The 24356-nt window shown below is 67.5% G+C and carries 13 protein-coding genes, 1 tRNA gene and 1 CRISPR repeat array; of the genes, 12 read left to right on the top strand and 2 right to left on the bottom strand.

All coding sequences use genetic code 11. From position 1 onward, the window contains the following. Positions 1–167 precede the first annotated feature (167 nt). The 12 genes from ACGFIR_RS09795 (at position 168) to cas2 (ending at position 18527) form a co-directional block, all read left to right on the top strand. Positions 168–743, top strand: a complete 576-nt coding sequence (locus ACGFIR_RS09795; RefSeq protein ID WP_393003825.1) for a TIGR02611 family protein — start codon at positions 168–170, stop codon at positions 741–743. A gap of 103 nt (positions 744–846) precedes the next feature. Then, positions 847–918, top strand: a tRNA-Val gene (locus ACGFIR_RS09790). 1038 nt (positions 919–1956) lie between these two features. Further along, complete coding sequence (locus ACGFIR_RS09785) at positions 1957–5949, top strand: Eco57I restriction-modification methylase domain-containing protein (protein WP_393144287.1); 3993 nt, start codon at positions 1957–1959, stop codon at positions 5947–5949. Next, complete coding sequence (locus tag ACGFIR_RS09780) at positions 5946–9353, top strand: helicase-related protein (RefSeq protein ID WP_393144285.1); 3408 nt, start codon at positions 5946–5948, stop codon at positions 9351–9353. The genes ACGFIR_RS09785 and ACGFIR_RS09780 overlap by 4 nt, the downstream gene beginning before the upstream one ends. A 267-nt stretch (positions 9354–9620) precedes the next feature. Next, positions 9621–10271 (top strand): recombinase family protein, encoded by a 651-nt coding sequence (locus ACGFIR_RS09775; RefSeq protein ID WP_393144283.1) that lies wholly within the window; start codon positions 9621–9623, stop codon positions 10269–10271. 74 nt (positions 10272–10345) lie between these two features. After that, a complete protein-coding gene (gene cas3 / locus ACGFIR_RS09770; protein ID WP_393144728.1) occupies positions 10346–12607 on the top strand; it encodes a CRISPR-associated helicase Cas3' in 2262 nt (753 codons plus the stop codon). Between the two features lie 564 nt (positions 12608–13171). Then, entirely contained in the window at positions 13172–13861 is a 690-nt protein-coding gene (cas5c, locus tag ACGFIR_RS09765; protein ID WP_393144726.1) for a type I-C CRISPR-associated protein Cas5c, read from the top strand. Next, complete coding sequence (gene cas8c / locus ACGFIR_RS09760) at positions 13861–15705, top strand: type I-C CRISPR-associated protein Cas8c/Csd1 (protein ID WP_393144281.1); 1845 nt, start codon at positions 13861–13863, stop codon at positions 15703–15705. Before cas5c ends, cas8c begins: the two co-directional genes overlap by 1 nt. Continuing rightward, positions 15702–16565, top strand: coding sequence for a type I-C CRISPR-associated protein Cas7/Csd2 (gene cas7c / locus ACGFIR_RS09755; protein WP_393144279.1), 864 nt, complete (start codon positions 15702–15704; stop codon positions 16563–16565). Before cas8c ends, cas7c begins: the two co-directional genes overlap by 4 nt. Next, positions 16562–17212, top strand: a complete 651-nt coding sequence (cas4, locus tag ACGFIR_RS09750) for a CRISPR-associated protein Cas4 (protein WP_393144277.1) — start codon at positions 16562–16564, stop codon at positions 17210–17212. Before cas7c ends, cas4 begins: the two co-directional genes overlap by 4 nt. Next, positions 17205–18233 carry a type I-C CRISPR-associated endonuclease Cas1c gene (cas1c, locus tag ACGFIR_RS09745; protein ID WP_393144275.1) on the top strand — a complete coding sequence of 343 codons (1029 nt, stop codon included), beginning with the start codon at positions 17205–17207 and terminating at the stop codon, positions 18231–18233. Before cas4 ends, cas1c begins: the two co-directional genes overlap by 8 nt. Positions 18234–18236: 3 nt before the next feature. Then, positions 18237–18527, top strand: a complete 291-nt coding sequence (gene cas2 / locus ACGFIR_RS09740; protein ID WP_393144273.1) for a CRISPR-associated endonuclease Cas2 — start codon at positions 18237–18239, stop codon at positions 18525–18527. Positions 18528–18653: 126 nt separating this feature from the next. Then, positions 18654–22686: direct repeats of the CRISPR family, unit length 37 nt; unit sequence GCTGCGCCCGGCCTCCGTGCCGGGCGAGGATCGCAAC. An 82-nt stretch (positions 22687–22768) separates the two neighbouring features. On the opposite strand, the gene ACGFIR_RS09735 is transcribed toward cas2, so the two are convergent. Continuing rightward, on the bottom strand, positions 22769–23266 hold the full coding sequence (locus ACGFIR_RS09735; RefSeq protein WP_393144271.1) for a DUF4913 domain-containing protein: 498 nt from the start codon (positions 23264–23266) through the stop codon (positions 22769–22771). Beyond that, positions 23263–24339, bottom strand: a complete 1077-nt coding sequence (locus ACGFIR_RS09730) for a type IV secretory system conjugative DNA transfer family protein (protein WP_393144269.1) — start codon at positions 24337–24339, stop codon at positions 23263–23265. The genes ACGFIR_RS09735 and ACGFIR_RS09730 overlap by 4 nt, the downstream gene beginning before the upstream one ends. Positions 24340–24356: the final 17 nt, after the last annotated feature.

The following is a 24356-nucleotide window of genomic DNA, read 5'->3' as shown; positions in this document are numbered from 1 at the left end:
TGGGAAGGGGGTCGGAAAGGCCGCGTGAATGTGAAGATTCATGTAGGATTTCCGGTTCTGCCCAGTGCGTGATCCCGCCCGGCATCGGGTGGTTCAGTCGTCGACTTACTCCGGTAACGTCCAGTCGTCCGTTCCAGTGACGGGCGCGAGCCACACTGGGGGAGGAAATGGTTACGAAACGATCCTCAGTGGATCCGATGGCAGTGCCGGACCCGCCGAAAGTCGCGGCCCGGACAGCCGAAAAGCGGGGGTACGGAGTGCCGATGGAACAGCACGAGCGGCCCGGTCGGCCGGGAGCCGACCAGGGCGGCGCGGGCCGTACGGCGCTGGCCGAGCGGCGGCAGCGACCGCGCTGGCGGCAGCGGTTGAGCACCACCCTCGCCCTGATCCGGGCCAACCCGACCGGACGGGTCACCCTCAAGATCTTCATCGCCATCGCCGGCGCCCTCGTCGTCACCATCGGCATCGCCCTCATCCCGCTGCCCGGCCCCGGCTGGCTGCTGGTGATCGCCGGCCTCGGCGTGTGGGCCGTCGAGTTCCACTGGGCCCGCCGACTGCTCGGCTTCACCCGCCGACACGTGCACAACTGGACGCAGTGGGTGAAGGAGCGATCGCTGACCGTACGGTTCCTGCTCGGCTCCGTCGGCCTGGTCTTCGTCGGCTCGGTGGTCTGGCTGTCGCTCAAGTACAGCTTCGGCATCGACGTGGTCGCCGAGGCGCTGCACTACCTGGCGACGCACTGACCGGTCCGACATGGCGGCTCGGCCTGGTCGACCGACCGCCCGCGGCACGCGGACCCCGGATTTCCGGTCCGGTCCCACGATCAGGTAGAGTCATCGGCGCTGAGGGCGATTAGCTCAGCGGGAGAGCGCTTCGTTCACACCGAAGAGGTCACTGGTTCGATCCCAGTATCGCCCACCGTAAGTATGTGCAGGTCACGAGGCCCGTTACCGGAACTCCGGTAACGGGCCTCGTGGCGTTCGGCCCTTAGTTTGGGAGCAGATTGGGAGCAGGCGTTCGTCTGGTGGCTGACCGAGGCAGGCGTGCCGGCGGCCACTACTACCGGGGCAACGGCTTAATCGTCGCTCCTCACCTGATCAAGGAGCTGGACATGCCGCTGACAGCCCCAGGTTAGGACAAGGCTCCCCGGCTACGGGCCAGCAGCCTGGCCGACGGCTGCTGGTCCGGTGGGCCGCCCACACGCCGGTCCACCGGGCTAGGTCGTGTACCCACTTCTCGGTGCTCTGGCGGGCCTTGGCTGACCACTTTGACGCGTCAATTGCTGCGAACTCAGGGCGTCAAAGCGGCGGTTCGCCTGCCCGAACGGCTGATCAGCCAGCGCGACGAAGAGCAGGGCGAAGACACGACTCGTTGATCCGCCACCAGGTCGCCGATCCGTCCGGGTTGTCGACGCGCTGCGGTGGGAACTCGGCGATCGGGGGCGACGACGCGCTGCGGGTGCTGGTGAGGAGCCGCCGAGATGACCGCGGAACCGCAGGCCCCGCCCGCCGTCCGAATTCAGCTCGCCCTCCATCCTGGCGGACATCGCCACCACCGACCCGTCCCGGCATGGCACGGCACATCGGCCCGGACACCCCGGAGATCACCGCCCGTCCACCGCAACCAGCTGGTCTGGACGCCGCTCGCTCTGGCCCACGAGGCTGGCGTCCCGGCCGGCGTCGGGCACGACCCGACCGACCCCCGGACGCACGCCCGGCCGTCCATGTCGGCCAGTCCGGCGGCGACGCGCTGCTCGCGGATGGCCGGGGGGTCCACGGCATCGCCCCGTCGTCCTCGCATGCGGGCGGGGGGTTTATCCGGCGCGCTGCCTTCTGATGCCCCGAGCCATCCCCTCGATCGGCGCGGCGACCACGACTAGGCTCATCCTCCGCCGGCCCACCCTGTACCTCGCAGGAGTGAGTGGCACCGGCGCCAGTGGGGGATAAGGGGGCGGCGTTGACTGCTGTAACCGCAGACACTTTCCTTGACGATGCGGATGCACGGGAGATCATCTGGCCCAAACCAGCCGGAGCGCCCGGTGCGCTCACGGTTGACCGCGTCCTTATCGCCGAAGGGCCTGACGCGTTCGAGGTCCTGCTGGCCACCGCGCAAGCTGCTCCTAAAACCGAGGATGTTCGGCGGCTGTGGAGCCTACGGTGGAACCGTCGAGCGGCTCCTGTCGTGCTGGTCGTCGCTTATGCCGCGGGTGGCCAGTGGAAGGCGGCGATCTGCGGCACGCGGGATGACCCGGCAGTGCTTACCAATCTAGATCTGGGCCAGGTTGAACGGATCTGCGCCGCCGCACTTGCCGCCCCCGACCCGGCTACCGCTGATCGCACGCTGCACCGGTTGCTGGTCGGTCAGAAAGATCAGCTAGTTCCTGGCCTGACCAACTCTGGCCTGTTCGCATCTCACGAACTTCGGACCGGTGTTCCCACTCGGAGTGACTGGACAACGAAGAGGAAGCCTGCCGAGTCGCTGCTAAGGCTGCGGGGCACCGATCTCATCCACGGACTCGGTTTCACCGCCACCGCCTACGGATCCACCGCACTGCTCCTCAGCGCTCACGGCGCGCAGCAGGCGGTCGCCGTCCTCCTTGACGAACAGGACGTATTCGATCGGCCAGCCGCCCGATTCGGGGCGGTCAGCCCGGTGGCGCATGGAATCGCAGCGGCCCAGGCAAACGACGTGCCCTGGCTAGTCGTACTTCGCGGCGCCCAGATCCGGCTTTATTCGGCAAAACCGGATGTCGGCGTCGGTCGCAAGGGACAGACCGAGACCTTCCTCGAGCTCGACCTGGCGCTGCTGTCCGCCGACGACGCTGCCTACCTGGCGCTGTTGTTCTCTGTCGACGCCCTAGCTCCAAACGGCACGGTCGCGGAGATTCTGCGCGCCTCGGCTGATCACGCGGCCGCGCTCGGCGAGCGCCTGCGGGAACGGGTTTACGTCGACGTCGTACCCGATCTTGCCAAGGCGGTCGCCGGGTACATGGGTGCTACGAGCGAAGCGAATCTGGCGGAGGCCTACCACCGCACCCTCATCATCCTCTTCCGGTTGCTGTTCATCGCCTACGCCGAAGACCGTGGGCTGCTGCCTTACCTACGTAACCCGCGGTATACGAAGAAGGCACTCAAGACACTCGCCCGCGAGTTCGCCGACAACCCAGACCTAGAGTTCGATCCGGACGCCACGGACCGGTGGGAAGACCTACTCGGTGTGTGGCGCGCCGTTGACGACGGCAACCGTGAGTGGGGTGTGCCCGCTTACAACGGCGGCCTGTTCGCCGCCGACGAGGCGCATCCTTCCGGGAAGGCCATCGCCGCGATGCGCCTGACGAACGCACAGATCGGCCGGGCGCTGCGCGCCCTACTCGTCGACACCGGACCCGACGGTACCCGTGGCCCAGTCGACTTCCGGGCGCTGTCCGTCCGTGAGTTCGGCACCATCTACGAAGGTCTACTCGAGTCGTCGCTGTCCGTCGCTTCATCCGACCTGGCCGTCGATCCAAGGACCAAGGCGTACCTGCCCGCCAAGCGGGCTGAGGCAATTGAGGTTCGCGCGGGTGAGGTGTACTTCCACAACGCCTCCGGGGCACGAAAATCGACCGGGTCGTATTTCACCAAACAGTTCGCGGTCGAGCACCTTCTGGACACTGCCCTCGAACCGGCCCTCATCGACCATCTCAACCGCGTCAAAGCCGCACTCGACGCTGGCGACGACGCCAAGGCCGCCGACGTGTTCTTCGACTTCCGGGTCGCCGACCTGGCGATGGGATCAGGCCACTTCCTTGTCGCCGCCATCGACCGGATCGAAAACCGGTTCTCCGCCTTCCTAGTTACCCATCCGATCCCGGCCGTCGCGAACGAGCTTCATCGGCTCGCCACCGCCGCCCATGACGCGCTCGGCGATAGCGCCCCAGACATCGAGATCGAACCCTCCGCGCTCCTACGCAGACAAATCGCCCGTCGCTGCATCTACGGCCTCGACCTCAACTTGATGGCCGTAGAGCTTGCCCGGCTCGGCATCTGGATCCATACGTTTGTACCGGGCCTCCCGATGAGCGCACTCGACCACGGCCTCGTGGTCGGCAACAGCCTCACCGGCATCGGCACTATCGACGAGGTCCTCGATATTCTCGAACCGCAACGCGTACCTGGCCAGTACAGCCTGTTCCTTTCGCAGATCGAAACCGCGCTGGCCTTATCGAGGGATCGGCTGTTGCGTGTGGCTCAGACTGCGGAGGCAACCAAAGCGGAGGTCCGGGAGGCCGCAAGAGCGCACCTCAAGGCTATGGAGGAAGCCAAGGGGGCGAAGGCCCTTATGGACGCTGCGGTTGGCGTCCGCTTGGGCATTATCGGGCTGCCATCGAGCGCGGACGAGGCCCTATCCGCCGGACAAAAGTCTGAGCTGCAGGACAAGGTGCAGCAGTTCCAAGTGGCACAGCTTCCCTATTTATTTCCTGAGGTATTCCTCCGCGATAACCCGGGGTTTGATGTTCTTATTGGAAACCCGCCGTGGGAGAAGGTGCGGCATGAACCACATCAGTTTTGGGTGATACGCGATCCAGGACTTGTCGCCCTTAAAGGAAAAAGGCGTGAGGAGCGGATCGCATGGCTTCGACGAAACCGGCCAATTGACGCCGCGGAGGAAGAGCGCGAGAGCGCCTACCGTAACGCTATGAAGGATCTACTTGCTCGCAGCTATCGCTTGCAGAAGTCTCAGCATTACGACCTTGCAAAGATATTTGCTGAGCGCAACCTAAGATTGGTCCGAACCCACGGGTCAGTCGGAGTTGTACTTCCGCAGGCGCTCCTCATGCTTGGCGGATGGGCGCCGATCCGAGAACACATGATTCGTCGGCACAGAGTCGTCGTATTCCCGCTGCGTAACCGGGCAGAGTGGTTGTTTGATGGCGTAGATGTCCGCATGACCATCTGCCTACTGGCGCTGACCCGGGGCGAGGGAGTTACCGTTCACGCTGCTGCCGACTCCCTTCCCCGATTTCAGGCCGAGCGGCAGATCGAGGGCCTGCACCTGTCGGTCCTGGACCTGGCCGACCTCAGTGACGAGTTGAATGTTCCCTGGTTCGAAAACCCTGACGATCCCGCAACTTTCACCGCGATGTCGCGTCATCCACGCCTTGGGAGCGGTCGTGGCTGGGTGAGGGGAACGGCCGACAGCACACGTTGGGACTTCTCAGGGAGCGGAAAACACAAGAGCTTCGCTACCGAGGTAACAACCGGCGGTGAGTGGCGCGTAACTATGACGCGTCATGTCGACGCCTACGACCTCACGGATGACGTGGAGGGAAAGTACATTCCGAGGCCAGCCGATCTTGTCTCGACAGCTAGCGGAATATCTGTTTTGAATGGTCAAGTTCTTCTCGACAAGACCCACCCGCCGCTCGTGTTCCGATTTCCCGTGCGCAATGATGACAGCCGCACACTTATAGCGACCGCGCTTCCAGAGTTTGGCTGGCTCTTCAGTAAGGGGTACGCGCATGGTGTGCGCATGGATCCAGCAGTCACGGCGATGGACATCCTAGCGCTTCTCGGATATCTCAACAGCATCGCTGCCGATTGGTGGGCGCGGCGGTTCGTAGACCGGCATTTGGGCAAACGCATCATCGACGGGCTGCCTCTTCCGGATTGGTCCATCAGTGACCGCGAGAAGGTGGCTGGGCTTGTCGCCGCTCTCCTGCGGTCCAATGGGTATGTAAATCTAGCGGGCAGCCGAATGCTGCCTCCCTCGTCGGGCAATTCCCAAAGCGCGATTCTGATCAAGGCTCAGATTGACGCGCTTTCGATTCGGGGCCTGGGGTTGTCGTCGGACCAAGCTGAGACGATGTTCTTGGACTTTGAGAATACGCCGGATGCGTTGCCGGACGAACAACGAGACGGGATTCGACAGCTCCTCACCGACGGTACGCAATCGGACAACCGAGAATGACTATCGCCAACGACAGCTTTCGCGTCGAGTTTGCGACGAACCGGCCAACGACGAGCGAGACAGTTGCCGGAGCGATCAATAGTTTGCTAGGCGGTCTGCGAGAGCGGCTGATTCGGCCCCCGACGGTGGCTATCGCGACGGCCTACTTCAACCCGGGCGGGTTCAAGTTGCTCGCTGACGAGTTGGAGCAGGCTGGTGGAGTGCGCTTGCTGCTTGGTGCGGAACCACTGGAGGCCGATGACCGGCCGAGGGTGCGGTCTCTTGCGATACCGCGGCGACGGCGGGGTCCGTCACCGGAGGTCCAGCGGGCGCTCGCGGGGCATGCCCGCTCGTTGGAGGAGGACCGGAATTTGCTCGGGTTCACTCGTGAGGCTGACGCCCAAGCCCGGCGGCTCGTGACGTGGCTGCGGAGCAACCCGAACGTGTGGGTTCGCCGTTACGAGGCGGGATTCCTACACGGCAAGGCGTTCATCGTCGAGACGGATGCGACCGGAGTGATCGCCGGGTCGAGTAACTTCACCTACGCTGGGCTCGCTCGGAACAATGAGCTGAACCTTGGCCAGTACCAGCCGAGCGCCGTGCAGTTGGTGATTGACTGGTTCAACGAGCAGTGGGAAGCCTCGCGCCCTTACGACCTGGCTGCCCTGTACGAGGCACGGTGGACCGCACATCAGCCGTGGGACGTTTTCTTGCGGATGCTGTGGGAGTCCTACGGCACAGACCTGGACACTGATACGGCGGCATCCTCTCGGATGGGATTGACTGGGTTCCAGGCTGACGGTGTGTGGCGTGCTAAGCGAATCCTGGCCCGGCGTAAGGGCGTTATCGTCGCTGATGAGGTGGGTCTCGGGAAGACGTTCATCGCTGGCGAGCTCATCCATGAGGCGGTGTTCGACCGCCGCCAGAAGGTGCTTGTGATTGCGCCGGCAACGTTGCGCGACTCAACCTGGCGCCCGTTCTTGCAGGAGAAGAACCTGCGTGCTGACGTGTTGTCGTTCGAGCAGTTGGTCGCCGATATCGACGTGGCGGGGTCACGTACGAGCCAGCTTCAGGCGTCGGACGAGTACGCGATGGTTATCGTGGACGAGGCGCATGCGCTGCGCAACGCGGCAACGCAGCGGGCGGAGGCGCTGCGAAAGGTGCTTTCTGGGGCGGTGCCGAAGGACGTCGTGATGATGACGGCGACGCCGGTAAACAACAGCCTGGAAGACCTGTACAACCTGATCTCCTATTTCGCCCCGTCCGACGCGGCGTTCGCGGACGTGGGCGTCCCGTCGCTGCGCCGGTACTTCCAGCGGGCGATGGCACTGAATCCGGATGACCTGTCTCCGGAGCACCTGTTCGACGTGCTCGACGAGGTGGCGGTACGGCGCACGCGCCGGTTCGTCAAGAATCACTACGTCGGCGACAAGGTCGTTATCAACGGGGCCGAGCAGATTATCAGGTTTCCGACGCCGCGCGTTGTCCGCGTTGACTATGACCTTGACGAGGTCCTGCCCGGCGTGTTCGACGATCTTGCAACGGCGCTTGGCGCGGACGTGTCCGACGAGACTCTCAGCGAGTCACTCGCTGCCGGGGTGATCCTCGCCGACCCCGGTTCGGTGCTTACGATGGCACGCTATGTGCCATCGCGGTTCCGCATCGGCGGTGAGACCGAACAGTACGAGGCACAGAACGCTGGCCTGCTTCGATCAAACCTGCTCAAGCGATTCGAGTCTTCGTCGTACGCCTTCGAGCGCACCGTCGCTAAAATGATTACCTCCCACGACCGGTTTCTCTCCGCGCTCGACTCCGGGCTCGTCCTTACTGGCGACGCGCTACGGGAGTGGGCCGCGACGGACAGCGACGACATCGACGATTTTATCGACTCGCTCGACGACATAGATGGCGTGGCCGACGCGGCCGACTACGACGTCACGCGGCTTCAAGAGGCGGTCGAGGCCGACCGAGACCTCCTTACGCGATTCCACGAGCAGGTCCGCGACCTCCGCTGGGACCGTGACCCGAAGGTCGATGCGCTCGTCAAGGAGCTGGCAGTAATTAGCCGCGACGCCGAACAGGAAGGGGTTGGTGACAAGGACACCCGCAACAAACGCAAAGTCTTGGTCTTCACCTACTTCGCGGACACTGCCGACTACCTCCACCGGGCGCTGCACAACTTGGTGACCACCGCCCCGCGGCTCGCCGCCTACCGTGACCGTCTGGCGATGGTCGCCGGCTCGGATAAGGCAAACAGGGCCGACGTGATTATCGGTTTCGCGCCGATGACCGCCGGCACCGGCGCCGAAGAGGACAAGTATGACCTGATCATCACCACCGATGTCCTCGCCGAAGGTGTTAACCTCCAGCAGGCCCGGCACATCATCAACTACGACCTCCCGTGGAACCCGATGCGGCTCGTCCAACGGCACGGCCGGATCGACCGAATCGGTTCACCGCACGGCGAAGTGTTCATGCGCTGCTTCTTCCCAGACGAGGATCTCGACCGGCTGCTGGGCCTTGAAGAGCGCCTTCAGCGCAAGCTGAAGGCGGCGGCTGCGGCGGTTGGGATTGGGCATGTCCTACCCGGCGTGGATCCGGTTGAGCGGGTTATCACGGAAACCCGAGAACGAATCGAGCAGATCCGCCGCGAGGAATCGGTGCTGTTTGACGATGGTGGCAACGCTGCTCTCTCGGGCGAGGAATACCGGCGCAAGCTGGCCAACGCCTTCCAGCAACGAACCACCCGTGACCGAGTCCTTGCTTTGCCATGGGGCAGCGGTACCGGGATGATCCGCGACGGGGCCGAGCCTGGATTTGTTTTCTGCGCCCGCATCGGCGACCACCCCAAACCGTGGTACCGCTATGTCCCGCTCAACCCCGACCTCACCATCCAACTGCTTCCCGCTGGCGACGGCACCCGGGTTCCGTACGTCGTGGACGACACCCTGGCCTGCCTCGCTCATGCTGACCCGCGTAGCCCCGAAATCCCGGCCGACCTGCCTGAGACCGCCTACCAGGCGGCGTTCGACGCCTGGGCCGCGGCCCAGGCCGATATCTACGCGAAATGGACAGCGCAAACGGACCCAGCTAACCTCGCCCCACCAATTCCGCGGGTCATGCGTGATGCTGCAGCGCTCGTCGCCGAGCATGGCGGCTTCCTGGGTGAGGCCCAAGACTGGCTCGCCACGCGTCTTAATGCGCCGTACGCACTACGCGTCCAACGGGAAGTCCGCCACGTCCTGAACACCCCGGACGTCTCGATCCGCGAGAAGGTCGGAGCTCTGCGGGACGTAGCCACCAGGCTCGGCCTGACTCCGCCGCCACCCGTAACGCCCCTACCGCCGATTAGCGCAGAAGACATCTACCTCGTTTGCTGGATTGGCATTGTTCCCCAGCGAAATGATCTTTCGTCTGCCGGATAGAGGACGACCAAGAGGGCCAGGTCCGCAGTCGCGGGGTCGATGCCCCGGACGACGGCGTACACCGTGGGGCCCGCCCGTAGCTTTCAGTTAGAAACGCTAAGGAGTTGATCTAGCGCCGGGGATGCCGGGCGGCTGTGCAGGAAACGATCGTTTTCCGGACAAGATCAAGACAGGTCGCCGGGTTGGGTAGATCACGTCCGAAAAACCCGTCCGGAAAGTCGGCGTGTCCAACAATGCGACGACGGGTTTGTTGGGCACTCTGGACGCGTGACCGTCACCCCCATGCCCGCCGAGGGCGACCTGCTCGCCCCGACTCCGCTTGCAGGCGTGCTCGTCGGCTACGGGCGAGTCTCCACCCGCGAGCAGAATCTCGCCCGCCAGCAAGCCGCACTGTATGCGGCCGGCTGCGCCAAGTGCTTCTTCGACAAGGCCTCCGGTAAGAACACTGACCGGCCCGAGCTGGCCAAGGTGTTCGAGTACATCCGCCCCGGCGACGTGCTCACCGTCGTCTCGCTCGACCGACTCGGCCGCTCGCTGGAGGACCTGATCGGCATCGTCGGTCGGCTCAAGCGCCATGGCGTCGGTTTCCAGTCCCTGCACGAGAAGCTGGACACCACCACCGCAGGCGGGATGTTCGTTTTCCATGTCTTCGCCGCGCTGGCCGAGTTCCTCCGGACCATCATCGTGGCCAACACCAAAGAGGGCCTGGCCGCCGCTCGCGCCCGCGGGCAACGCCTCGGCCGGCCGCCGGTGATGACGCCGGAGAAGGTCGCGTACGCGCTGCAGCTGCTCGCCGAGCCGAACCGCACGATGACCTCGATCGCCAAGCTGCTTGGCGTCTCGCGCAGCACCCTGTACAGCGCGCTGCCTGGCCTCATCCCGGCCCAACGCGAACAGGTCGCCCTCAGAGGCCGGTGAGCCGGCCGAATCATTGAAGATCTGTAGTGAGGTACGAGCCTCTACGACGTTGGTGAGGAGTCTTCGTGGCTGATGTGAGGTCTCTCTGGGCACACAGCCCTGCTCCTGGCCGTACCCAATGGCATTCTCTTGCCGAGCATCTTCGAAGCACCGCGGAGTTGGCGCGACGGTTCACCGTTTCGTTCGGTGGGGGCGACGTGGCGTACTGGCTTGGTGCGCTGCATGACGTGGGCAAGGCGTCCTGCGCCTGGCAGGACAAGCTTGCTGCTGTCGCGCCCACTGGCGGTCCAGTCGGCATCGACCACAAGTCCCTCGGTACCCGGGCCGCGTACGATCGTGGACTCGGCGGGTTCGCCGGTGCGATCTTCGGCCACCATGGCGGACTGATCGATACGCCTAGCCTGCGCGACGCGTTCCGGAAAAGACTTGCTGACGCACCCGGCAACGTGGCGTCTGCTGAGCGGGAACTGCCCGGGCTGTTGCCGGACCTGCCAGAGCGGCTCGACCATTTGGTGCCCGCGGACTGGCGGGCAGATCCACTGGTGGGGGAGATGGCGCTGCGTCTGTGCTACAGCGCTCTGGTCGACGCGGACAGCCTGGACACCAGCGCGCATTTTCAGGGACTGGCCAATCCACGGGTGGGTTCGGACGTCGACTTCGGGCACCTGTACAAGCTGTTCGAGCAGCGGCGTTCTGACGCACTCGCTGGGCGCGGCGGTACTTCGATAGGCCGTCTGCGGGAGCAGGTATATGCGGACTGCCTCGCGGCGGCTGAGCGGGATCGTGGAGTGTTTCGCCTCGGTGCGCCGACCGGGGCCGGGAAGACCCTCGCGAGCGGTGGCTTCGCGCTGCGGCACGCAGAGACGCATGGCCTGCAGCGGGTGATCGTCGCGGTCCCGTTCCTCACCATCACCGAGCAGAACGCCGCCGTCTACCGCCGGTTGCTCAACGAGGATGGGGCCGAGCCGGTCGTCCTTGAACACCACAGCCAGGCTGACTTCGACGACCCGGAAGCCGGCCGGTGGGCGCGGCTGGCGGCCGAGAACTGGGACGCGCCGTTCGTCGTCACCACCTTCGTCCGGCTCTTCGAGTCGCTGTATGCCCGCAAGCCGTCGGCGATGCGCCGAGTGCACCGGCTGGCCAACTCGGTGATTGTGCTGGACGAGGTGCAGGCGTTGCCGCACGCGATGCTCGCGCCGATACTCGACGGACTCCGGCTGCTCGTGCGGCACTTCGGCGCGTCCGTGCTGCTCTCCTCGGCAACACAGCCGAGCTTCTGGGCGCTCGACGAGTTCAAGGACGTGCCCTGTACCGACTTGATCCACGACACGCCGAAGCTGGTCAGTGATCTGCGACGAGTGCGGTACGAGTGGCAGGTCGACCCGAAGCCGACGCTGGCTGGCATCGCAGACCAGGCCGCGTCGGAGCCGGCGGCGCTGGTCGTGGTCAACACGACCGCGGACGCCAAGGCGGTGTTTGACCAGTGGCGGGCTGCCGCCCCGGATGGTGTGGCTTGGCACCTGTCGACCCGCATGTGCCCGGACCACCGGCGGAGGGTGCTGGAGAAGGTGCGGGCACGCCTCAGTCGAGGCGAGCGCGTCCTGCTCGTGGCTACCCAACTGATTGAGGCTGGGGTGGACGTCGATTTCCCAGTGGTGTTCCGAGCGTTGGCGCCGGCCGACTCGCTGCTTCAGGCAGCCGGGCGAGCCAACCGCGAGGGGCAGATGACGGAGGGCGGCCGAGTGGTCGTGTTCGCGCCGGAGGACGGCGGGCAGCCGCCCACCTACAAGACACTGGTCGGCTGCACCGGGCGCCAGTTCGGACCGGACAAGGCCGACCCGGACGACCTGGCGGCGCTCGGACGCTACTACCGCAACGTGTACGACCTGCTCAATCTCGCTGACAGCCAGCATGTTGGGCAGCGCATCCAGCAGGCCCGCCGGCGGTGGGAGTTCGAGACCGTGGCCGAGGGGCCCATGGACGCGAGCACCAGGCGGCGCGATCGGAAGCTCGCGTTCCGGATGATCAACGATGACGGGATCAGCGTGGTCACCCCCCAGGGCGCCGAGACACCTGAGCTGCGGCGTGAAGTGGAGCAACTGGTTGAGGAACTGCGCCAGGCGCCGGTTCCGGACTTGGCGAAGCTGCGGCGGTTGCAGGCGTACACGACGAACCTTCACCCCAGCGCACTGCGTCAGCCTGGCGTGATGGCGCTGATGCGGCCGATCCTCGGAGGCAACGAGGTACGGCGGGGCGTGCTGGTCGAGTGGGTTGGCGAGTACGACGACGCCACCGGCATCAATCTCGACCCGAATCTGGAGCAGTTTCTTCTCTGACGACTGGCCGAGGGCGCCAGGAAAGCGCAAACGCGAATCGCGCTTCCCTGGTACATCGACCTGCCTTCGACCTGACGAGTAGGGAGATCTGGGGTGGCCCGCAGTTGACGCAGCAGTCGTCACCTATTGCGAGAGGCGGCGCCATCACTCGGAGCCGGGGCGCGTGGCCTTCTACTTCACCTGTTGACATGCTGTCAATGACAAAATACTGACTGGTGTTCCGTCCGGTCAGCATCCAAGGAAGTCAGATACATTGAGCCGGCACCAAGTGAGCCTGAGCATCTGCAGCCCCTTGTGGCGCTGAGGATCGCAACCTTGGATGGTGACCGGAAGGCATGCGCCGCCGCCCCGGGCATGAGCTGGGCGAGTTCCAGCGCATGCCCGGGCACTGGTTGGCGACGAGCATCATCTCGTTGATCCATCAGCCGATTTTGTCGTACCGATCGTGAATGCTCCCACCTGCTGGTGAGGGTTCTGTCGACCCATGGTTCAGAAATATTCGATCGTATGTTCGATCGCACCTATGGTTTTTGAGGTGGAGGGATTTGCGCTGTGACGACGGATGTGGTCAACGGGTTAACTCTGCGGCGGAGCGCGGAGGGCGATCTGCCGGTGGTTGTGCAGGTCAGTGGTGAGGCGGCGCTGTTCTCTCGCCCGGAGTTGAAAGTGGAGCGGGTCAGCTATCCCGTGATGACTCCGTCGGCTGCGGTGGGCGTACTCGAATCGATCTTCTGGAAGCCGGAGATGCGGTACCAGGTTGTCGCGATCGAGGTCCTCAAGCCGGTGAAGCAGTTCTCGCTCCGGCGTAATGAGACCTCCGATGTCGCGCCGTTGGCCGAGGCGATCAAGGGCAGCCGCCGGGTGGACACGGCCGCTCACCGCGATCAACGCAACGCTGTCTGCTTGCGGGACGTGGCGTACCGGATCCATGCCCACATCGAGGTGGCCGCGCACGCAAACAAGCCGGTCGCGGCGTACCGGGATCAGCTTCGTCGCCGGGTTCGCCGGGGAGCGTGCTTCCAGCAGCCGTACCTCGGCACTCGCGAGTTCAGTGCGGAGTTCGGTTGGCCGGATGACACCCGACGTGCGGAGGTCAACGAGGAGATCGGCGTCATGCTGCACTCCATCCATCGGGACGGAACATCCGCCCAGCCGAGGATGGAGTGGTTCGCGGCTCGGGTCGTGGACGGGGTGCTCTACGTGCCCGAGCGTGGGATCGAGCTGGCGCTCCCGGTGGAAGGCCAGGTGGCCTAGTGCTGCTGCAACGGCTGGTGGAGTACGCCGACACCATCGCGGACGCCAACCCGGGAAGCGCCGTCCCGGCGTTCTACGCCCACAAACCGGTGCGGTGGAGCCTGGAGATCGACGCGAACGGCATACCCCGGGGAAACCTCGTCGACACCGCCGACAAGGACGACCCGCAGCGCCGGTTCGGCGAGCAGCGGCTGGTGCCAGCGGTGACTCGTACCGTGGGAATCTCGCCGGTGCTCGCTGTCGACAACGGTGAGTACGTCTTCGGCTGGCTGTCGGAGGGTGCCAAGCCGGAGCGGGTTGCGAAGCAGTACGCCGCCTTCCGCGCCCTGATCGCCGACTGGGCCGCCGCCGAACCTGACGGCCTCGGCCCGGCCGTTGCTGCCTTCTACCGGGATGGGCACGCCGGTGCGCTCCAACCGCCAGCCGATTGGAGCAGGGGTGACCTGATCGGCTTCTGGGTCGACGGGGTCTACGCGGCGGACACCGGCACGGCGCGACGGTTCTGGGCCGGGGTGGCCGGCGACCGGAAGGGTTCGGGGCGCTCGGGCCTGTGCCTGGTCTGCGGGCAGGTGCAGCCGTTGCTCAAGACTGTGCCGCAGCAGATTCCTCGGCGGTGGCTGCCCGGCGCCACCCAAAGCGCGTCGCTGGTCAGCATGAACGAGGCCGCGCACGGCTACGAGCTGCAGAAGCAACTCACCAACACCCCGATCTGCGCCGCCTGTGGTCTGAAGTTCATGACCGCGCTGACTGGTCTGCTCTCCAACCCGCTGCACAGCACTGCCTTGTCTGGTCAGAACGCTCGGCTCGCCTGGTGGGTGCTGGGCGGCTCGACGTTCGACCCGTGGGCAACCGTCGAGCAGCTGGACCCAACCCAGATTCAAGGCCTGATCGCGGGTCCCGCCGGCGGCAAGCGATCCGCGGTCGAGGATCTGTCCCGGTACTGCTCGGTGACCGTGGGCGGCAATGTCGCCCGGGTAGTCGTACGGGACTGGGTCGAGCAACCGGTTCACCAGGTGAAGGACAACATCCGGGCCTGGTTCGACGACCACAGGATCGTCGACGCCTGGACCGGTGAGGTGGTGGAGATCAAGGTGTCCCAGCTGGCCCGGGCGGCCGGGCGGTTCGAGGCAGGACGCAACGGAGGCCCTGGGACCTGGACCAAGTTCGGGGCGCCCGGCGAGCACCGACCACCCGACCTGTTCCACCGGCTACTCGGCGCCGCGCTGCTCAAGCGACCGCTGCCGCCGAAACTGCTCAACCACGTCATCAACCGGATCCGCATCGACGGCCGGCTCGACGCGGCCCGAGCCGCACTGATCCGGCTTGCCCTGCGCCGCTACCCGAACCTGCCCGAGCATGAACGAGAGAGGCTGACCCCGACCTTGAGTGTGGAACACAAGCCGCCGGCTTACGTGTCCGGTCGCATCTTCGCCGTGATGGACGACCTGCAACGGACCGTGTTCCGGGTCGCCGACCAGAAGCTGAACACCACCTTCGCCGAACGCTACTTCGGCCGGGCCATCGACAACCCGCAGGTCGTCATCGTTTCTGGCCGCCGCAACGTGCAGGCGTGGCTCAAACGGCTACGCGGGCCCTTGCGCCGGCCGAACTGGTCCGAGGCGTACGAACGTCGACTCGACGACCTCTTCGTCCAGCTCGGCGTCGCGATTCCCCGCGGTGCGGTGCTGACCGACAAGGCCCAGTTCATCCTCGGCTACCACCAGCAGCGGGCCGAGATGCGGGCCGAGCGACTCGCGGCAGCCGCGAACAAGAAGAAGACCGATCTGCCCCCGGAGCCCGACGACGCGGCGCCGGCCACCGATGACGAAGGAGACGACGTATGACCGCCGCACACCTGGACCCCGCCCGTCGCCACGACGCCGTCCTGCTGTTCGACGTCAGCGACGGAAACCCCAACGGTGACCCGGACGCCGGCAACCAGCCACGTACCGACGACGAAACCGGACAGGGCCTGGTCACCGACGTGGCGATCAAGCGCAAGATCCGCGACACGGTGTCGCTGCTGCGCGGCGACGACCCGCGCTACGGCATCTTCGTGGAGGCCGGCTTCGCCCTGAACACCCGGATCGAGGCGGCGTTGAAGGCCAATCCGGGCAAGGCCGACGAGGCGCAACGGTGGATGTGCGAGCACTACTTCGACATTCGGATGTTCGGTGGCGTCCTCAGCACCGGCAAGAGCGGCGGCGCCGGGCAGGTCCGCGGCCCGCTCCAGCTCACTTTCGCCCGCAGCATCGATGCGATCCTGCCCACCGACCACACCATCACCCGGGTCACGCAAACCCGACAGGAGGACATCGACAAGGGGGAGCGCACGGAAATCGGCTCCAAGTGGACCGTCCCGTACGGCCTGTACCGGGCGCACGCGTTCTACTCCGCGCCCCGCGCCACGAAGACTGGCGTGACCAGCGACGACCTGGCCGCTCTGTGGCAGGCCATCACGGTCATGTTCGATCACGACCGAGCCGCCACCCGGGGCGAGATGAAGCTGTGCGGGCTCTACGTGTTCAGCCACCCCGACGCGTTCGGGGTGGCCCCGTCGGCCGCACTCACCCAGCGCATCGCGCTCAAGCGCAAGAACGAGGACAAGGCAGCGCGGGCACACACCGACTACACCCGCACCATCGACGAGTCGGGACTACCCGACGGCATCGAGCTGACCAAGCTGGTCGACCTCTGGACGTGACCGAGGGCCACCCGACGGACAGCGGCACCGACCTGCGGGAGGTGCCGCTGTCCGCGCTGGAGCACTACGCCTACTGCCACCGGCAGACCGCGCTGATCCACGTCGAGGGCGTCTGGTCGGAAAGCGCCGAGACAGTACGCGGCGACCTCAGCCACACCACCGTCGACCTGCCCGGCATCCAACGCCGCCGGGGCCTGACCGTGATCCGGTCACTACCCGTGTGGAGCCACATCCACGGCCTTCGTGGCATCTGCGACATCGTCGAGTTCGACAAGGGCACCGCCACACCTGTCGAATACAAGGTCGGACGGTATAGAACCGGCGGGCCCGCCGAGCTGCAACTCGGCGGCCAGGCACTCTGCCTCCTCGAAGCCGGCTTCGACGTGCCGACCGGCTACATCTACTCGGTCGCCGAACGGCGCCGTCACGCCATACCCATCGACGCCGACCTGCTCGACCGGGTCGTGGCCGCGGCCGCGGCCGTACGCCGGCTGCTGGACACCCCGGCGTTGCCGGCGGCACGCAACGACGCCCGCTGCCGGCGATGCTCGCTGCGCGAGGACTGCCTGCCCGAGCTGACCGACGGCCGGCGGCAGGCCACACCCGACCTGTTGACCCCACGACCATTGGGACAGTGGCGTGACTGAGCTGCTCAACACCCTCTACGTGCAAACCCCCGGCACCAGCCTGCACCTCGACGGCGACACCGTCCGGGTGTACCACCCCGACCAGCCCGGACGCCGGCTGCTGCCGCTCGTCCGGCTCGACCACTTGGTCCTGTTCGGCGGTGTGACACCCAGCGACGACCTGCTGTTGCGATGCGCCGACGACGGCCGCTCGGTCAGCTGGCTCACCGGCAGCGGACGGTTCCGGGCCGGCCTGGTCGGCCCCACCCACGGCAATCCACTGCTCCGCCAAGCCCAGCACCGGGCCGCCGACTCCCCAGACCGACAACTGCCAATCGCGACCGCCGTCGTCGCCGGCAAGATACACAACGCGCGACAAGTGCTCCTACGCACCGCCAGAGACACCAAAGGACACCGGCAGACCGCGCTGCGGGCGAGCGCCGAACTACTGGCCAGTCGGCTTGAACTGCTCACCACCGCAGCCACCACCAACGAAGTACTCGGCGTCGAGGGCATCGCCGCACGCGACTACTTCGCCGCCATGCCGTACCTGCTCAGCGAAAGCAAAGACTGGAAAGCCTCGGGACGGAACAAACGGCCACCCACCGATCCGCTGAACTGCCTGCTCTCCTTCCTGTACGGCATGCTCCGCGTCGCCGTGCAAGGCGCACTCGACCAAGTCGGACTCGACCCGTACATCGGCTTCCTGCACGCCGTCCGGCCAGGCAAACCCGCCCTCGCCCTAGACATGATGGAAGAGTTCCGGCCACTACTGGCCGACCGGCTCGCCCTCACCATGCTCAACCGGCGCGAGCTAACCCCCACCGACTTCGAGGAACTACCAAACAAGGCGTACCGGCTCACAGACAGCGGACGCAAGACCGTGCTGGCCGCCTGGCAGCAGAGCAGACAGCGAAACTGGCCCCACGTGCAGCTCGGGCGGGAGGTGCCCGCCGCGCTGCTTCCGCTAGTGCAGGCCCGGGTGCTCGCCCGCCACCTCCGCGGAGACCTGACCGCATACCAGCCATGGACGGTGAACTGACCCATGGACCTGCTCGTCACGTACGACGTCGAGACCGTCACCCCACAGGGGCAACGCCGACTGCGCAAGGTCGCCAAGATCTGTGAAGCATACGGCCACCGCGTGCAGAAATCGGTGTTCGAGGTCGTCTGCCGCGAAACTGACAAAGTGCGCATGGTCGCCGCGCTCCAGGAAGCCATCGACCCAACCCAGGACAGCATCCGGATCTACCGACTGCCGACCCACGCGCTCGACGATGTCGAACACCTCGGCAAGCCACGGCTGATCGACCCACGGGGAGTGTTGGTGATCTAGGAACCCCAAGTAGACGCGGAAACCCCAGGGGGTTCGGAGTCAAGAAATCCGGAACAGATGAACAAAACGGACCGCAGATGAAGCAAATGCGCATCGTCAGATCGCCATATTTGCTGCTCGCGAGCCGCTGCGCCCGGCCTCCGTGCCGGGCGAGGATCGCAACATGCTCTGCACTCTCACTCTCTCAGGAGGGGTCACGCTGCGCCCGGCCTCCGTGCCGGGCGAGGATCGCAACCCGTCAGGATCGCCGCTGGAGAGCGAGAGAACCGCGAGCTGCGCCCGGCCTCCGTGCCGGGCGAGGATCGCAACCGCGTCGACGCGCAGAAACGCCGGGTCGGTGACGGCCGCTGCGCCCGGCCTCCGTGCCGGGCGAGGATCGCAACACTGCGTGGTGGGGCTTCGCGCAGACGATGGCGCAGGGCTGCGCCCGGCCTCCGTGCCGGGCGAGGATCGCAACATCGACCGGTGACCGGTTTCGGACCGGGAGTCCGGTCGCTGCGCCCGGCCTCCGTGCCGGGCGAGGATCGCAACATCTTGATCAGCCGGTCGATGATGTCCTTGGCCATCACAGCTGCGCCCGGCCTCCGTGCCGGGCGAGGATCGCAACCCCCGGTTCGCCGGGTGGTACGAGCCCGCCGAGCTGGGCTGCGCCCGGCCTCCGTGCCGGGCGAGGATCGCAACCCGGGTGTGGGGAGCCGGCCCGCCTGTACGCGGGCGGGCTGCGCCCGGCCTCCGTGCCGGGCGAGGATCGCAACCACTGCCGGTACGCCCGATCGGCCATGCCCCGGGCCGGCTGCGCCCGGCCTCCGTGCCGGGCGAGGATCGCAACAACGTCATCGGCAAGGACGTCGGCGGGTCGAAGGCGGCTGCGCCCGGCCTCCGTGCCGGGCGAGGATCGCAACGTCAGGATGCTGCTGGAGCGCGAGGAGAAGGTGCTGCGCTGCGCCCGGCCTCCGTGCCGGGCGAGGATCGCAACCGGTACCAAGCGAAGGCGCCCTCGAGGGAACGGCCCCGCTGCGCCCGGCCTCCGTGCCGGGCGAGGATCGCAACCCGAACCGCGACGCCTAGGGCGTCGTGCGGATGCTCGCTGCGCCCGGCCTCCGTGCCGGGCGAGGATCGCAACACCGTCCCGTACTCCAGGATGTTGCCCAGCGCGCCCTGCTGCGCCCGGCCTCCGTGCCGGGCGAGGATCGCAACTTACCGCCGCACGGGATGATCACCAGTCGCCCGGGGGTGCTGCGCCCGGCCTCCGTGCCGGGCGAGGATCGCAACAGGACGGCCAAGGGCAGCCCGCGTAGCGCGAGGGCCGCTGCGCCCGGCCTCCGTGCCGGGCGAGGATCGCAACACCTGATCGACGGTGCCGCGCACCAGGTGCGCGGCGGCTGCGCCCGGCCTCCGTGCCGGGCGAGGATCGCAACTGCCGCTCGCCGCCGACGCCGCCTCCGGTGGCCCGCCGGCTGCGCCCGGCCTCCGTGCCGGGCGAGGATCGCAACAGCTCACCGCCGCCGGCATGTGGCAGGTGCTGTTCAGCTGCGCCCGGCCTCCGTGCCGGGCGAGGATCGCAACCTGCAGATGGGTCAGCCCGAGCGGGCGGACCTGTCGAAGCTGCGCCCGGCCTCCGTGCCGGGCGAGGATCGCAACGAGTTCGGCGTCATCGTCCTGGTGCTGCGCGCCTGGGGCTGCGCCCGGCCTCCGTGCCGGGCGAGGATCGCAACTTTCATGCCTCGACCTGAAAGGGGACGAGTTTCAATGGCTGCGCCCGGCCTCCGTGCCGGGCGAGGATCGCAACCTGGCGCTCGCGGCGCTCCTGCTGGCGGCGCTGGTGGCTGCGCCCGGCCTCCGTGCCGGGCGAGGATCGCAACGTCATCGTGAACGCGCGCCGCAGCCGCCGGTACCGCGGCTGCGCCCGGCCTCCGTGCCGGGCGAGGATCGCAACCAGCTCCTGGTTGCGGTTCTCCAGGTAGACGTTGCGTGCTGCGCCCGGCCTCCGTGCCGGGCGAGGATCGCAACTCGTGGAAGCCGTCGAACTTCGCGGCGACCGCGTCGCGCTGCGCCCGGCCTCCGTGCCGGGCGAGGATCGCAACACCGCCAAATGCGCGGCGAGCCCGTACACGTCGGCGGCGCTGCGCCCGGCCTCCGTGCCGGGCGAGGATCGCAACTACGTCGGGTACGAGGACCAGGCGAACGGCGCCGAGAGCTGCGCCCGGCCTCCGTGCCGGGCGAGGATCGCAACCCGTTTCTCGCCCCGACCGGAGGTCTGAGCATGTCCAAGCTGCGCCCGGCCTCCGTGCCGGGCGAGGATCGCAACACATCCGGGCAGGACCACACTATGGTCCCATCAGGAAGGCTGCGCCCGGCCTCCGTGCCGGGCGAGGATCGCAACCGCGCCCTCGGCGACTTCATCGCCCACGTCGAGCAGCGCTGCGCCCGGCCTCCGTGCCGGGCGAGGATCGCAACAGGCGGTCTAGGTGCGCGATGAACGCGTCCCGCTCGCTGCGCCCGGCCTCCGTGCCGGGCGAGGATCGCAACTTCGCCGCCGCCGACTCCCTCACCGACAACGTGGCCCGCTGCGCCCGGCCTCCGTGCCGGGCGAGGATCGCAACCTGATCTATGCGGTGGTGCGGTCTGTTCGGGGTGGCTGGCTGCGCCCGGCCTCCGTGCCGGGCGAGGATCGCAACGCGCGTTCGACCGGCGCCGCGAGGTGACCCGGGCCAGCTGCGCCCGGCCTCCGTGCCGGGCGAGGATCGCAACGACGACGCGCCCGCGCGCAACCCCGCCGCCGGCATGCTGCGCCCGGCCTCCGTGCCGGGCGAGGATCGCAACGAGCCGGCGATGGGGAGGAACATGTCGTGGCGGTTCGCTGCGCCCGGCCTCCGTGCCGGGCGAGGATCGCAACCCCGCGGCCAACTCGCGCACGTCGGCGGGGTCACACGCTGCGCCCGGCCTCCGTGCCGGGCGAGGATCGCAACCAGGTCTCCTCGGTCCACTCGATCGTGGTGCTCACAGGCTGCGCCCGGCCTCCGTGCCGGGCGAGGATCGCAACACGGCCGCGTACGCGTCGGCGAACGTGATCCGCTCGCGCTGCGCCCGGCCTCCGCGCCGGGCGAGGATCGCAACACTTCCGCCGGGTCGCGCTGCGCGATGGCGTGTAACACGCTGCGCCCGGCCTCCGCGCCGGGCGAGGATCGCAACGTCCACGGGCTGTACTCGGTGTTCGCGCCCTGGCTGGCTGCGCCCGGCCTCCGCGCCGGGCGAGGATCGCAACTGCAACATGCCGCGCAGTCGCGTGAACAGGGACGGGACGCTGCGCCCGGCCTCCGCGCCGGGCGAGGATCGCAACCGCTACATCCGCGAGGGTCAGGGCGTCACGGTTCTGCAGCTGCGCCGGCCTCCGCGCCGGGCGAGGATCGCAACCCCGCCTCCGGCAACATCGGCCTGGAGGCGGTCGACAAGCTGCGCCCGGCCTCCGCGCCGGGCGAGGATCGCAACGTGGAAGTCACGGCGGACCTGGACGACCGGCGCGTCCGCTGCGCCCGGCCTCCGCGCCGGGCGAGGATCGCAACTCCCGACGGCCGCGACCGGCACCGGCTCGGAGCTGGCGCTGCGCCCGGCTTCCGCGCCGGGCGAGGATCGCAACGCCGACCAGGTCGACGGGTGATAGGGCTGTTCGTACGCGCTGCGCCCGGCCTCCGCGCCGGGCGAGGATCGCAACATGGGGAAGGTGACGCCCCTGGCCCAAGTGATGATCCAGCTGCGCCCGGCCTCCGCGCCGGGCGAGGATCGCAACGTTGAGGCGGGGCCCGAGCTTGATTTCCGACCAGCCGGCTGCGCCCGGCCTCCGCGCCGGGCGAGGATCGCAACGAGTGGGTCGTCGTCCACGCACCCGGGCTTGGCGCGCTGCGCCCGGCCTCCGCGCCGGGCGAGGATCGCAACCCCAGCAGAGCGAACACAGCCACCGCGATCGACGCGGCGCTGCGCCCGGCCTCCGCGCCGGGCGAGGATCGCAACGGCACAAACCAGCGTTGGGCCGCGCGCCTGCGCTCGGACGCTGCGCCCGGCCTCCGTGCCGGGCGAGGATCGCAACACCTATCGAGGGAGTACGAGCTGAGCACGAGCGCCGAGGCTGCGCCCGGGCTCCGTGCCGGGCGAGGATCGCAACACCGGGGCGGCCACCGTCGCGTACCTGCCCCGGCGGCCCGAAACAACTAAGGACTGCGACTCACGCCACGGCCTGAACGGGATCAGAGGCTATCGGCGTCGGGGAGCTGCGCAAGCACCTCCGGTGGCGCTGGCTCGACGGGCAGCGGCCGGGGATCGGTGTGCTTGTCTGGGCTGCATCGGCTGAACGGCCCGTACTCGGCGGCGAGTGCGGTGAGGTGTGGGTCGAGGTGGTCGCGCCACCAGATGCTCATGCCGGTCTGTGGGTCGCTGATGCGTAGTGTTTCCCAGGCTCGCCACAGCGCGTACAGGCGGGAGATCGCCTCCGGGTGCGCCCACCAGCGGGGGCACCAGTTCACCCCAGAGGTCGGCCCAGTGGCGAGGCGCCGCTCGACGACGTGGGCGAGGTAGTCCCCGACGAATGCCTCGATGTTGCGGTAGGCCGGCTCTGGGGCGTCGTCGTTGCCGGCTGGCGGTGTGGCGGCCGGCGGCGTCACGTCCGGGTCGCCGGCGAGTTGGCCGAGCAGGGCGCTGAGGTCGGCGATCGGGTCGCTGGCCGGTCCGGGCTGGGGCAGGGTCATGGGGTCGGCTCCGGCGGGGCGTCGTCGGGGGTGAGGGTCCAGTCGGTGCGGCCGTGGGGGTCCCAGCGGGCGATCGAGGCGCGGATCGCTTCGGCGTGTGGGCCGTTCTGCCAGGGGGCGGTGCGGGCGAGTGCGGGCGGGGCGCCGGAGGCGTAGACGACCATCCGGCCGCGGGGCAGGGCGTGCAGGTCGGACACGTCGAGGATTCGCTGCCGTCGGGTGGCGTGGGAGACGGACCGCTGGCCCCACCCGGATCCGCTGCTGCTGGTCGACCTGGTCGTGACGTCGTGCTCGCCAATGAGCTTGGACAGTTCTTCCAGCCAGTCGGGGTCGGCGACGCCGCCGCCGTAGGTGCGGACGTTCGCCGCGGACCAGAGTTTGCGCATGCCCTCGCGTCCCCACACGTCGACGCCCTGGGGGTAGGACTGCAGGATCGTGATGATGGGCAGCCCGTGAGAGCCGTAGTACGAGTAGAGGTTGGGCAACTGCCGGAGGCGGCAGATGTTGGCGGCCTCGTCGAGGATGCTCAGCAGTGGCGGGTCGAGGCGTCGGCCGGGGCAGGTGCGGGCGCGTAGTTCGCCGGCGCGTAGGACGGCGTCGGTGAGGGCGGCGACCAGTGGGGCGGGGGATCCGGGGCCGCCCTGGGACAGCAGGTACAGCACGTCGGTGCTAGCCGCGAACGCGGCCGGGTCGAACTCGAGGACCCCGCCGCGCGTGGGTGGGGTGATCCAGGCGGTGACGGCGGGTTCGGTGAGGCACATGAGCATCTTCTGCGCGCCTGCGTAGATGCCGCCGCGGGTCTTGTCGGGCATGTTGACCACCCCGGCGACCGTGTCGGCGGGCAGGTCGAAGCCGTGCTCGCGCAGCAGCATCGCGGGTTCGTCGTCGCGAGGGCTGACGGCCCACCGGTACGCGGCGAGGATGTCCCGGCCGGACACGGCGGCCGCGAGGAGCAGGTTCGCCACCAGCTCCTCGGAGCTCGGGTCATAGAAGGCGTCGCGGCTGACACCAGGCTCGCGTTCGGCGGAGGCGAAATGCTCGGCCAGGCGCCAGGCGTCGGTGATGGTGGCCACGGCGCGCAGCGGGTTCC

The organism is Micromonospora sp. NPDC049051 (genome assembly GCF_043197575.1).
In the GTDB taxonomy this organism is placed as follows: domain Bacteria; phylum Actinomycetota; class Actinomycetes; order Mycobacteriales; family Micromonosporaceae; genus Micromonospora.
Note: the sequence above shows the minus strand (reverse complement) of the source record. Positions and strands in the feature narration are given on the sequence as shown.

Bases quoted from the DNA above. Each gene is read 5' to 3' on its own strand.
- ACGFIR_RS09795 (WP_393003825.1), top strand. From the start codon at position 168: ATGGTTACGAAACGATCCTCAGTGGATCCGATGGCAGTGCCGGACCCG.
- ACGFIR_RS09780 (WP_393144285.1), top strand. From the start codon at position 5,946: ATGACTATCGCCAACGACAGCTTTCGCGTCGAGTTTGCGACGAACCGG.
- cas7c (WP_393144279.1), top strand. From the start codon at position 15,702: ATGACCGCCGCACACCTGGACCCCGCCCGTCGCCACGACGCCGTCCTG.
- cas2 (WP_393144273.1), top strand. From the start codon at position 18,237: ATGGACCTGCTCGTCACGTACGACGTCGAGACCGTCACCCCACAGGGG.
- ACGFIR_RS09735 (WP_393144271.1), bottom strand. From the start codon at position 23,266: ATGACCCTGCCCCAGCCCGGACCGGCCAGCGACCCGATCGCCGACCTC.